The 12,261-nt window shown below is 50.1% G+C and carries 11 protein-coding genes and 1 pseudogene; 8 read left to right on the top strand and 4 right to left on the bottom strand.

The genetic code is table 11. The features are described from left to right. Window positions 1-26: 26 nt before the first annotated feature. The 3 genes from PBOR_RS35010 to PBOR_RS15810 all read right to left on the bottom strand — a co-directional run bounded on the left by PBOR_RS35010 (window position 27) and on the right by PBOR_RS15810 (window position 3,409). On the bottom strand, window positions 27-191 hold the full coding sequence (locus tag PBOR_RS35010; protein ID WP_218918923.1) for a BlaI/MecI/CopY family transcriptional regulator: 165 nt from the start codon (window positions 189-191) through the stop codon (window positions 27-29). A 124-nt stretch (window positions 192-315) separates the two neighbouring features. Then, window positions 316-1,800, bottom strand: coding sequence for a stalk domain-containing protein (locus PBOR_RS15815; RefSeq protein ID WP_052429495.1), 1,485 nt, complete (start codon window positions 1,798-1,800; stop codon window positions 316-318). Between the two features lie 376 nt (window positions 1,801-2,176). Beyond that, on the bottom strand, window positions 2,177-3,409 hold the full coding sequence (locus tag PBOR_RS15810) for an IS110 family RNA-guided transposase (protein WP_042211610.1): 1,233 nt from the start codon (window positions 3,407-3,409) through the stop codon (window positions 2,177-2,179). Window positions 3,410-3,793: 384 nt separating this feature from the next. On the opposite strand from PBOR_RS15810, the pseudogene PBOR_RS15805 reads away from it, so the two are divergent. The 4 genes and pseudogenes from PBOR_RS15805 to PBOR_RS15790 all read left to right on the top strand — a co-directional run. Next, window positions 3,794-4,036: pseudogene (locus tag PBOR_RS15805) on the top strand (RidA family protein); the annotation flags it as partial. Between the two features lie 192 nt (window positions 4,037-4,228). After that, window positions 4,229-4,978 (top strand): hypothetical protein, encoded by a 750-nt coding sequence (locus PBOR_RS15800; protein WP_245648201.1) that lies wholly within the window; start codon window positions 4,229-4,231, stop codon window positions 4,976-4,978. A 16-nt stretch (window positions 4,979-4,994) separates the two neighbouring features. Further along, window positions 4,995-6,683 carry a vWA domain-containing protein gene (locus PBOR_RS15795; protein ID WP_042213181.1) on the top strand — a complete coding sequence of 563 codons (1,689 nt, stop codon included), beginning with the start codon at window positions 4,995-4,997 and terminating at the stop codon, window positions 6,681-6,683. Window positions 6,684-6,710: 27 nt separating this feature from the next. Next, window positions 6,711-7,850 carry a toxic anion resistance protein gene (locus PBOR_RS15790; protein ID WP_042213180.1) on the top strand — a complete coding sequence of 380 codons (1,140 nt, stop codon included), beginning with the start codon at window positions 6,711-6,713 and terminating at the stop codon, window positions 7,848-7,850. A 151-nt stretch (window positions 7,851-8,001) separates the two neighbouring features. On the opposite strand, the gene PBOR_RS36980 is transcribed toward PBOR_RS15790, so the two are convergent. Continuing rightward, entirely contained in the window at window positions 8,002-8,160 is a 159-nt protein-coding gene (locus PBOR_RS36980; RefSeq protein ID WP_157764048.1) for a hypothetical protein, read from the bottom strand. A gap of 313 nt (window positions 8,161-8,473) precedes the next feature. Between PBOR_RS36980 and PBOR_RS15785 the strand changes: the two genes are divergently transcribed. The 4 genes from PBOR_RS15785 to PBOR_RS15770 all read left to right on the top strand — a co-directional run bounded on the left by PBOR_RS15785 (window position 8,474) and on the right by PBOR_RS15770 (window position 12,259). Continuing rightward, complete coding sequence (locus PBOR_RS15785) at window positions 8,474-9,028, top strand: L,D-transpeptidase family protein (RefSeq protein WP_081972382.1); 555 nt, start codon at window positions 8,474-8,476, stop codon at window positions 9,026-9,028. Between the two features lie 112 nt (window positions 9,029-9,140). Further along, window positions 9,141-9,986: an ornithine carbamoyltransferase gene (locus tag PBOR_RS15780; RefSeq protein WP_042213176.1), complete on the top strand. Its 846-nt coding sequence runs from the start codon at window positions 9,141-9,143 to the stop codon at window positions 9,984-9,986. Between the two features lie 151 nt (window positions 9,987-10,137). Further along, window positions 10,138-10,719 carry an RNA polymerase sigma factor gene (locus PBOR_RS15775; protein ID WP_042213175.1) on the top strand — a complete coding sequence of 194 codons (582 nt, stop codon included), beginning with the start codon at window positions 10,138-10,140 and terminating at the stop codon, window positions 10,717-10,719. Then, on the top strand, window positions 10,688-12,259 hold the full coding sequence (locus PBOR_RS15770) for a DUF4179 domain-containing protein (RefSeq protein ID WP_042213174.1): 1,572 nt from the start codon (window positions 10,688-10,690) through the stop codon (window positions 12,257-12,259). The genes PBOR_RS15775 and PBOR_RS15770 overlap by 32 nt, the downstream gene beginning before the upstream one ends. The last annotated feature ends 2 nt before the right edge of the window (window positions 12,260-12,261 follow it).

The following is a 12,261-nucleotide window of genomic DNA, read 5'->3' as shown; positions in this document are numbered from 1 at the left end:
CAGGTGTTCCAACAGCTGATCCACCGCTATTCCTCCTTATGCTCCTTGATTAGCTTCACAAGGGCATCAACTTCACTGTCACTAAGCTTCCGGCTTCTGGTGAACGCCGCGAGGAACCAGGGCAAGGAGCCTTCAAAAGTCTCCTCCACAAACTGCTTGCTCTGTTCGGCGTAGAAATCATCTTTATTCAGATTTCTTCCAGTTCAGTCCGGTCTCGCACAGCTTCACGAGCTCGCCTGAAGGAATCGGCTCATGGCTCCAGAGCAAATCTGCGAATTTGGACTGAACCGATTCAAAGTGCCCGCAGCACTCATTTTATTGGGCAGCTGCAGTCCCCATCTCCACTTCACCTGTGACTTTATTCCATTGCAGGCCGATACCGAGAATCCCGCAGATATCCTCCAGCGGGAACATTGTGCTATCGGGCAAGCTGCCCATTGTAAACTCACGGCCCGATTTCTTGCCATTGATATACAATTCGAGCGGATCACTGACCTTAACTTGAATCGTCGATTTCCCGTAAACAAAGTTCCAGACAGTGAAATGATAATTGCCGAGCTTCGGATCCGGATTGGATATCCCCCTGCTGACCTGTACACCAAGCGCCTTGAATACACTTGTTAACGGAACATACAGTTTGCCGTCAATCACTGCTGCGGTCCCATAGAAAGAGAACGGCTTCCCGTTCACGGAGAAAGTTAGCGGATGCTGGACCGGCGCAAGGACATAACCCTCTTCATCCCTGGTTGTCGTACCGCTGCCAGTCGCAAGTCCCGAGTCAAAGCCATCTCCCCAACCGAGAAAAGCACCCTCTTTGCGCTGGGCAAATCCGAAGTTTCCGCTGCTTCCCCATATATTGGTGATGCCGGCTCCGTCTTTAATCTGAAACGGTTTAGCCAGTGCTCCTGAGTTGTAATTCCATTGCCAGACTGTCCCATTCTTCTTCAGTACATACAACCGGTGGAATCCCGCCTGCAGCTGATAGACGCCGTTAAGACCGGCAACGGGTGACGGCGCTTGAAGCTCTTTGTTCCAGCGCAGGATCTGGCCGTCGCTTCGTAGCAGGAACACCTCACCTTGCGATGCTGCCATACTTGTTATAGAGGATGAAGCCAGCGTACCTACACTCACCGGATCACTCTCAAGGCGCATCCGGTTCAGGACACTGTTATAGAGGCTCATCTGCTTCACACTGCCATCCCCGGTAAGAAATAATACATCGTTACCATTAATCACGGCGGATTTAATTCCTGAAACAGCTTCAAGCGCTAAATACCGGATCTGCACCAGCATGCTGTTAGCCTGATCATAGGACGGATACCACAGCATTGCGGTCCCGTCTTTTTTCACAGCAATCCCCTTGGACCCGTCCGTAGTCAGGAAAGACACGTCCTGAAGACCTTCCAGCTTAACCGGACCTCCCCGTCTTTGATCCGGCAGAACGGGGTCATCCGGAATGAAGCTGCTGTAGGCTTGGCCCCAGCCCCATACCTCTCCAGCCTTGCTGAGCGCGAAGGATGCATTCCCGCCTGCCGCCACCTGCACGATGCCGCTTATACCCTCCACTTTTCTGGGAATGTACTGATTAATGCTGGTCCCGTCGCCAACCTGGCCTTGTTTGTTGTATCCCCAGCCGGTCACAGTCCCGTCGCTCCAGGCCGCAATTCCATGCGCAGAACCGCCCGATGCACTTACCACTCTTAACACCGGCGCAGCTGCTGCTTCCCTGCCGGCGGGCAGGAATACGGACCCCACCAGTATACATACTATGAGCCGAATAACTGTTTTACGTAAAAGCAAAGTCAGTTCCCCCTCTTAATATTTTTCCAAAAATATTCTATGTACTATATAAAAAGCACTTTAGACAGCCCCGCACTTAATTCGTTACCAGCAGAATGGAGACTTCTTAGGAAGCACTGAATACATAAATGTTGTACGTTTTGCAACTTTGATTCATTGGAAACCGGGTGTTTGACAAGATTGTTGTATAAAATACAAGAATAATCCTGCTAAACCGCTCGAGAAAGGAAAATTCATGCCTTTTTATACGAAAATAAACGTAGGCTTTAGTAGGCATTAGCTTAGTACGTGTTTTAAAAGTAACTCTTTCGGGATAAACTTACTCTTAAAGGCGCAAAAAGTCCCCCTACCCCAATTATTGAGCGATTTTTAAAAATCAGCTCGTTTCGGGGGACGTCACTTGAACCGTTAAGCCTAACTTTTCGATTTGTTTCAAGTAATAAGCTAACGCCTTTTCCTTGGACGTGCTCTCCGGCACGTCTTTTTCTTCGTATCCAGATCTGTTTTTCATTAAACTGTAAATAATCTTTACCAGTAAATGTGCCGTGGCTACACACGCTTTTTTGTCTCCACGCCGCTTTCGAACCCGCCTAAAGTGCTGACCGATACGATTGGAGGATTTCTCATTGGCCCATGCCGCCTGGGTTAACGCGCGTTTCAAAAACTTGTTTCCCGGCAGACATTTCGTTTTAGATTTCCTTCCTGCACTTTCCTTGTTTCCCGGGCTGACGCCTGCCCAAGACGTCAATTGTTCCTCCGTTTCGAAACGCTTATGAACCTCCGGACCGAGTTCAGCAAAAATAGCCGCAGCCGTATTGCGTTCAATCCCAGGGATCGAATCGAGCCACTCCAGTTCTTCGGCATATGGGGCTAGCTTGCATTCAATCCGGGCTTCCACTTGCTCGATTTGCTTCTCCAGATACAACAGATGATCCCAGTGAAGCCGCATCATCTCCCGATGATGACGACGCACACGTCCATTCAACGCGTCCATGAGTTCAGGGACCTTTTTCTTTAGTTTTGTCTTCACGAGCCCGCGAAGCTGCTCTTCGTCCAGCACCTCGCCATTCATTAACTGCTCCAGCAACAAACGGCCCGATACGCCAAAGACATCCGTGATGAAACTAGACAATTTGATATTTCCATCTTGCAGCAGTTTATGAATCCGATTCTTTTCGGCAGTGATCGCTTGGACCATTTTCACCCGGTACCGGGTCCAGTCCCGCAGATCCCGCAACTGCTCGGGCAGGACCACACTGGCTTGAACCAATCCGCACCGGTGGAGTTTCGCAATCCAAAAGGCATCGTTCATATCGGTTTTTCGTCCAGGAATGTTTTTAATCGTCCGAGCATTCGCCAAGACGATGTCGCACGTCGATTCGAGTACATTCCAGACCGGTTTCCATAATACCCCTGTACTCTCCATCGCTACCTCCTGACACCGATTCGCGATAAGCCAGTCCTGAAGCCGCAATAATTCACGCGTTGTCGTTCCGAACGTCGAGATTTGCTTTTGGGGAGTGTGGTCCAGCGGTCCGTTTAGAATACAAGCGACAACCGTTTTGTTATGAACATCGAGACCCGCACAGCATTCACGTATAGCATCCATGAATCTATCCTACTTTCCTGTCAATTCACAAATCATGCGCTCATTCGTTTAGAATTTTATACACGCACTTTGATGTGCAATAGGCGGTGCCTGAGAGTCGCAATAGGACAGTTTATACAACAGGGTTTTTGGCCCCAATAAATGCTCGTCCACAGATTTGTTATCTTTAGTTTTTCCAGGTTTTAGGTATAGAAACATAGGGAGTACCTATTTTCATTCTAGGGGGTGACGCCGAGGCGTCATGGAAGTTTATACAACAATTTTGGATTTGAGCCGATAAGAGGATGGAAATGTTGTATTATGTGCAGGATTTTGTAATAATTCACCAGATATCTACCAACCTATATAGACTAGTATACTTCCAATTATTAGTACAGCACTATGCAGACCAGGCAGGTGTTTGAGAATATACGGACCGCCCTGGAAGCTGCCGATGCCGGGTTTGATGATGTGGTGAAACTGACCTTTTTCATGACTGATATTTCGCAAATGCACATCGTCCGTGAAGTCCGCGATCAGTATGTCAATACAGCGAATCCGCCGGCAAGCTCTGCCGTAGAGGTGCGCAAGCTGATCCGCGACGAGTTCATGATTGAGATTGAGGCCACCGCTGCCGCGCAGCTGTAAAAGGTTAGCATAGACCCGCAACAGATTCCACTCTTTGCCGGGTGGAGCTTATAGGAAGAGTCCGCAGCAGATGCGGGCTCTTCCTTTTTCTATGCGCTGCCCTCTTTTCCGCCATTATTTACAGTCTTTGCACAGTATTTCTCTTAAATAACGAATCAAACAGAGCAGTAGCTAAATATACTCTTGGAGGGGGTGTTAATCCTGAATAATTCCGGACCTGTGAAGCTGCTGGGCGTAATTGCCGGAGTGGTCATTCTGAATATTTCCATTTTATCGCCAGGATTGCTTGGAGTAGCCATCGGAGGGTCCAGTACTCTTGAAACCGCAACAGGGATAACCTTGCTGGTTGTCAGCCTGCTGATTGTGCTCTACGGGAGTTATACCCTGCTCTTCAAACGGGCGCAAGTCCACACAGTCCCTCCTCTCGAAACACGGGATGACTATATAGCTGAGCTTAACCGCTACCTGGGTGTGAGGGTTCTGAAAGAGGATGTGGGCCTGGCCATAGATCAAATGATGCGGATGGATAAAAAGAAGCTGACACTGCTGAATGTGCTCGCCGGGCGTTTCGAGCGGGAGGAGCTCAGTTTCCGGAAGTTCCACACAGTGATTCAAGAAGTGGAGAAGCTCCTGTATCTGAATATCCGCAGTATTCTGAGCAAGCTAAGCGTATTCGATGCCGCCGAGTTCTCCCAATTCACGGGTACAATCAACTCCGGCAGATTCCCGGGTACTTTCATCCAGAAGAAAAACGCCTTGTTTAACGAATATTTCTCCCATATAAAAGGCGGTCTGGCAGCCAACGAGGAGATCCTGCTGAAGCTGGACCAGCTGCTGCTGGAGATATCCCGGCTCGGAAGTACGGATTATGACACCGCTCTGGAGATGCCCTGCATGCAGGAGCTGACCGCCCTGATCGGGCAGACGAAACTCTATCAGTAACGAAAGGAAGATGATTATGGCCGGGAAAGGCAAAACATTCATCGTACTTGGCCTCATCGCCGTGTCCGTCTTTGCGCTGGTCTATTTCGGAATCAGCCTGACCGCGAATTTGGGCAAATCCAAAACAGAGATTTCTGCGGAAGACGCGGACAAACGGTTGAATAAGATCTACAAGGATATTCATGTCAATAGTTCAGCTCCGGTAAAAGGGCAAATCGACCTCGACCCGTCTTCTGTCGGCGACTCTCTGCCGGATATCTCCAAGTTCCCGCTATCTGTGGACAGCACGACGGACAGTTACGCTGAAATCTTCTCCTCGACCGAGAAATCCGGCAGCGGCAATGACGGCTGGCTGAATGAAGTGGCAGCTGATTTCAACTCTTCCAGCATCCTGGTGGACGGCAAGCCCGTATCGGTCAAAATCCGTAATATCGCTTCAGGTACAGCCGCCGATTATATCCGGTCCGGCAAATATGTGCCTGACGGCTATACTCCGTCCAATGAGCTATGGGGCGAAATGGTCAAGGCTAGCGGCATCTCTGCGGAACTTGTATCTGAACGGCTGGCCGGCAATGTGGCCGGGGTGGTCATGAGCAGGCAGAAGTATGATCAGCTGGTCGGCAAATACGGCTCAATCAATGTGAAGACGATCACTGATGCCATTGCCGCCAATGAGCTGGCGATGGGCTACACCGATCCTTTTGCCAGTTCAACGGGGCTGAATTTCCTGGTGACTGCGCTTGGAACCTTCGAGAGTACGGATCTGCTTGGAGATAAAGCGGTTCAAGGCTTTGAGAAGTTCCAGGCTAATGTGCCTTTCATTGCTTCCACCACCCTGCAGATGCGGGATGCGGCGAAGTCGGGCATGCTGGATGCCTTTGTCCTGGAGTATCAGACCTATGTCAATGCGGCGGATCTGACAAGCGGTTATGTGTTTACACCCTTTGGGGTAAGGCATGACAGCCCGCTCTACGCACTGGGTGATTTGCCAAAAGAGAAGCTGGAGATCATCCGCAAGTTCGCCGAATTTGCCGTGCAGGACAAATACCAGACAGCAGCCTCGGACAGAGGCTTTAACGGTCTGAATGATTACAAGTCTGAGCTGACTCCGGTGGACGGCTCCCTCCTCTCCTCAGCCCAGAAGCTGTGGAAGGAGAAAAAAGACGGCAGTAAACCGATTGCCGCAGTATTCGTAGCTGATGTATCGGGCAGCATGGCCGGCGAACCGCTGAACCGGCTCAAGGAATCGCTGCTGAAGGGCCAGAAGTTTCTGGGCAAGGACAACAGCATCGGGTTTGTCTCCTACTCCAGTGATGTGACGATTAATCTGCCGATCGGCAAATACGACACCAATCAGCAGTCCATGTTCGTTGGGGCGATCAATAGCCTGCAGGCTGCCGGGGGGACGGCTACTTTTGACGGAATGGTCGTGGCCATGAAGATGCTGAAGGATGAGCTCGCGCTGCATCCGGAGATGAAACCGCTGATCTTCGTGCTTAGCGACGGGGAGACGAACGAAGGACATTCATTGGATGAGATCAGAGGATTGATTGAGAGCTACAAAATCCCCGTATATACAATTGGATATAACGCCAACATCAAGGCGCTGGAGAGCATTTCAAGCATCAACGAGGCTGCTAATATCAACGCAGACACAGAAGACGTGGTCTACAAAATCGGCAATCTGCTCAATGTACAAATGTAAGCCCCATATTCCCGAAGGAGGGTTCCCATGTCATTCTCAATGGAAATTCCCAGCCCTGAGAAGCTGAAATCAGTGATCGAAGAGCAGGTTCAGCCGGAGCCGGAGGAAGTTACGCAGCTGAAGGAACAGGCGCTCAGCAATGTGTCCAGTATTCTTGAGCTTGACTTTGAGTCCCTGGAGAAACGCAAAGCTGTGCTGCAGTCGATTGACAGCTTCGGGATGGGCACCATGCGCTCGTCTTCGGAGAAGAATTCACTCCTGCAGGTATCCGTAGGCAATCTGTCCAAGACCGGAGATGAAGGCGGCCAGGTCGCCAGAGGACTAACCGAGCTGCACCTGCAGCTGAAGGATCTGGACCCCAGTGCGGTGGATTTCGCCAAAAGCGGCTTCCTGGGCAGGTTCTTCCACCCCCTGCGTAATTATTTCGCCAAATATCAGAAAGCAGATGCGGTCATCTCCGATATCATTCTATCCCTGGATAAAGGCAAAAGCGTGCTGAAGAATGATAATACCACCTTACAGATTGAGCAGCAGACTCTGCGTGAGCTGACCAAAAGGCTGAAAAAGGAGATCCAACTAGGCATCCTGATGGATCAGGAGATCGAGACGCAGATTGAAGCGGCTAAGCAGCGCAGTGAAGACGGGGATAAAATCCGGTTCATCACGGAAGAAGTCCTCTTCCCCCTCCGTCAGCGGGTAATGGATCTGCAGCAGATGCTAGTGGTGAATCAGCAGGGCATCATGGCCATCGAAGTCGTCATCCGCAACAATAAAGAGCTGATCCGCGGTGTAGACAGGGCGAGGAATGTGACGGTATCGGCGCTCAAAATCTCGGTTACGGTCGCAAGCGCCTTATACAACCAGAAGATCGTGCTGAAGAAGATTGAGCTGCTGAACCAGACCACCGACAATCTGATCAGCGGCACCTCCAAAATGCTGAAGGATCAGGGCGCGGCCATCCACAAACAATCGCTCGAAACCAGCATTTCCGCCGACACCTTGAAGCAGGCTTTCACGGATGTCCTGTCTGCGCTCGATTCAATCAGCACCTACAAGCAGGAAGCCCTCCCCAAGATGCGGGAGACGATCAACCAGTTCCGGGAGCTGGCGGATAACGGTGAACAGCAGATCCAGCGGCTCGAAAAAGGCAACGTGCTCGGATTATAGCCATACTGTGCATAGGCAGCAGTAAACAGAGCATATCGGGATTAACGCCGGATGCTCTGTTTTGGTATGCGCGTATTCATAAACTATCAGGCGGCCTTCACCCTATTGAATATTTGACATTTTACGCTGCTGGCGCAAGGATTTCGCGAGTTCAACCTGGTGGTTGGGGGGCAGCTCTGATCACTTTTTTGAAATCCTGCCCAAAATACAACATTTCCCTCAAATTCTCGGCCATAATCCACAATTGTTGTACGAAATGCAGCATTTCACCTCCTCCAAGCGGCTTCACGGGATAATTCTTGTATTTCATACAACAATCTGCCTAAACGCCCGGTATCGAGAAAGCCGAGTTGCAATATTTACAACATTCTAGTTTATTGAATATGAAACTCCCAACAAACAGTTCAGAGATTCCCCTTAGTTCTTCAGAGGTAATAAGAAACAAAGGGGGCTGAACTATGCGCTGTCAAAACTTGAAACCGCGGACTTCCGTACAACCCGCCATCTGGTTATGGTCGCTCTTATTCCTGTTCTTAACTTGCACAATCTGGACACCCAAATCCTCTGCAGCCGGCTTCTCTGCTTCCTGGCCCTATAAGGCAGATGTTATACATAGCCAGCAGATGGTTGTTGTCGAAGCGAAATCTGTGAATTCCTGCACCGGACAGCTGTCGCTGCACCAGAAAATAGACGGGCAGTGGACAACCGTCTTCTCCGGCATTCCCGTTACCCTGGGCAGCAACGGCATCGGCAAGACGAGAGAAGGTGACGGCCGGACGCCCTCCGGCATCTATAAGCTTGGCTCAGGCTTCGGAACTACTGCTAATCCCGGTGGACTCCTGATCTCCTATACAAGAACAACCAAACAGGACTTCTGGATCAATGATCCGCTCTCCCTACAGTACAATCAATGGGTGTCCTATGCCGGGAACCCGAATCAGCGCTGGAAGTCCTATGAACGGCTCCAGCAGCCGCTTTATAAATACGCCATCGTTCTGCGCTATAATGATGATCCGCCCGTGCCCGGGAAAGGCAGTGCCATCTTTCTGCATATCTGGAGGGGGCAGGGTAAGCCGACAGCCGGCTGCATCGCCATGTCGGAGCAGCATCTGCTCAAGCTGATGAGGCTGCTGGACCCTGCCCTGTCCCCGGCTATTGCCATCGGCATCTCCGGCTGACACGAATCCGGCAACACATTTAACAGAAATTGGTTTGTATATCCTTTCGGATTATTGTATGTTTATTCAGTTGCTTTTACTGAATGTACATGTACCAAGGAGGATTACCCGTATGCATTTTCTGGATATAACCCACTTCACCTCAGAGCAGATCCTGGAGATCTTTGAACTAACGGACCAATTGCGGTACAGAACCTCTGAGCCGTTGCTCCAAGGCAAAACCATGATACTGTTCTTCCCCGACACCAGTCTGCGGACCCGGATCAGCTTTGAGAAGGGTATCAGAGATTTAGGCGGAGAATATATTATGTTTCCTCCGGAAGCATTGGAGAAGAAAGAAACACCGGGCGACATGGTCCGCTATCTGGAGAATTGGGGTGACGGCATTATCGCCAGATATCCAGACTTGTCCAAGCTGGAAGAGCTGTCTGCACATGCTACCATTCCTGTGATTAATGCCATGACATCACATAATCACCCCTGTGAAATTCTGGCTGACCTGTACGCATTGCGGTCCACAAGGGACAACTACCGGGACCTAACCTATACCTTCGTAGGCCCGGCAGGCAATATATCCAGAACCTGGATGGAAGCCGCCAAGGTGCTGAACCTCTCGTTCAATCACGTATGCTCTGCTGACCAAAGAATAGATTCTGACCACCCGAACTATAATTTCCATAACGACCTGGACAGCGTCCTGCCGGAGAGCGATGTTATTCTCACCGATTCTTTGCCAGTGACATGCCTGACCCAGGAGTATATTGGCGCCTATCAAATTACTTTGGACCGAATGAAACGGACCCGGCCAGGGGCACTATTAAATCCTTGCCCCCCATTTTTCCGTAATGAGGAAGTAAGTGAAGATGTGATTGCTTCCCCTTATTTTGCCGGATTCGGTTTCAAGAAAAGTCTGATCTACCTCCAGCAAGCCATCCTCCTTTACTGCTTGTCCCACTAACGGCAGTATCTGAAACGCATCCATTTATTTAGCGGACCCTTCAGCGTATTCTTCAGATTAGAAGATATGCTTTGGGGTTTTTTGGTGAAAAGTGAGAAAGATTAGACCGTCCGCGCGTCTTATATGTAAATACGTCCATTGGAGGCAATAGATGAAGGAGCAAGAGAACACCGAACTCATAATTGCCGAGGTGCTGGCCGGAAACCGTGAGGCCTTCTCTGTACTGGTAGACCAGTATAAATCCGGTTTATACCGTCTGCTACTGGGCCTCGGAGCGAGCCATCAGGATGCGCAGGATCTGGCGCAGGAAACTTTCATTCAGGCCTATCAGAAGCTGCGCAGCCATAATGTGCAGTCCAGCTTCGCTGCCTGGCTCTACACCATTGCCATCAACCGGTTCAGATCCCAGAAGCGGCGCAAGGCATTTTCTTTCTCGGGAGGCTCCATTCTGGAGGAGAGGGATCAGGCCCCGACACCTGAAGAGCGGTATATGATCAAGGAAAACAAGCTGGAGCTGCAAAAGAAGCTGGCCCTGCTTCCGGAACGCTACCGGATCGTCCTGCTGCTGCGTTATACCAACGAATTAACCTACGAGGAGATTGCCGCCATCACGGGAATGACACTGCATCAGGTGAAGAACCGTCTGCACCGCGCCCGCTTGAAGCTCAAAAAACAATGGCCGAAACCGAAGGAGGATACCCATGAAAAAATCGGATTACCGCACACACGATAATGTTGCAGATGAGGAAATGCTGATGTCTCTGTCCGGTTATGATGATCATCAGATGGATGAGGATTTCACGGGGCATGTTATGGAGCAAATCCGCCAGACGGAGATTTTGCCCGTTTCAAGCGGGGACATGGCTGAATATACCGGCAATCCCGGCCGCAGACGGTTCCGGCATACTGTACTATGGGCAGGCTTGGGTGCAGCTGCTATTGCACTGGCGGTCCTGTTGTTCCTGCTCCCGAACTTATCTATTCCACAGCAGATACAATCTGCCAAATCCCAGAGACTTCTCCTCTTGCCATCCGAATGGAGTGACCATCATCTGCTGGAAGCCAAGAAGGCCGGAGTTGTAAAGCTCACGGATATTGAGGTCACGGACCAAGGCTATACACTTACGCTTCAGGAAGTGGTCGCCGATCCAAACCGGATGATTCTGAATCTGAGAATTACCGATGCCAAAGGGCAGCCTGATGAGGAAATGATGTCCATGTTTGATATCACCCAGCTGCAGCTCCGCAACGAGGAAGGGCTTGAAATTGGAGACCTGCAGGGCATCAACCATATGAGTACTAAGCTCGCCCCCGATAAGTACAGGATGGAATATCTGCTGTTAACCTATTATTTCAAAGGAGAACAGCCCGGGGATACCGTATTCATTGAAGGGAAGGTTCATGAGCTGATGCTGGACCACAAGACCAATGATAGGATTTCGGGAAATTGGAGCTTCAGTTATGCTGCAGACATGACAACCGCCAATGCTCTGACAGTGAACACTGATTTGAGTAAATACAGCTATACCACACCTCAAGGGCTGAAAATTCTGATGAAAGGCATCACGCATTCTCCTGCCGGTGCCAAAATTGAATTTAGTACTCTCCTGAAGGATGAGCTGGCCTCCCAAGTTCCGGAGAACCGCAGGGTAAATCTGGGTGTCAGGTATCATTTTGAGAATGCCAAAGGTCAAATTGTCGGATCACTCATTAATAGTAAATATAGCGGAATGTCTGAGATGTACAGAGTCGGTCATGATCTCCAATTGAACTGGATTTATTACTTAACAGAACTTCCATATCTCAGCGAGCCAATTTATTTCGTACTCGACGGCTTCTCCATCCCTGTTAAATCGGATGATTCATTAACGTTCAATCCGGCGCTTCTGAAGACAGAGCCTGCTGTCTTTGCAGCAGAGGGCGATGTCTTGAATGTGAATAATATAAAGATCACTGAGACTCAGACCTTGCCGGGGCTGTCGGCCTGGATGGCTGTCAGCGGCAAATTCAGCAATGAATTCGATATGGACAAATGGATGGCCCGGGACGGCAATGGCACAGAGTATGATGTAATCCGTTGGGGTTCCTACCGGGAGGGAGATCTCGTTTCCTTTGGCCAGAGTAGTGAGAACTCTGATCTTGTGTATCTGATTGTTGACGGTATGAAATCCATCCCCAAGGAGCTGACGCTAATCCGCACAGTCACGGACAAGTCATTTAATGACGTCGACTGGAGCTTCGAGCTGCCGGGTCCGGCTGCAACTTCCCAATAATT

The sequence above is a fragment of the Paenibacillus borealis genome (assembly GCF_000758665.1).
GTDB lineage: Bacteria > Bacillota > Bacilli > Paenibacillales > Paenibacillaceae > Paenibacillus_AQ > Paenibacillus_AQ borealis.
Note: the sequence above shows the minus strand (reverse complement) of the source record. Positions and strands in the feature narration are given on the sequence as shown.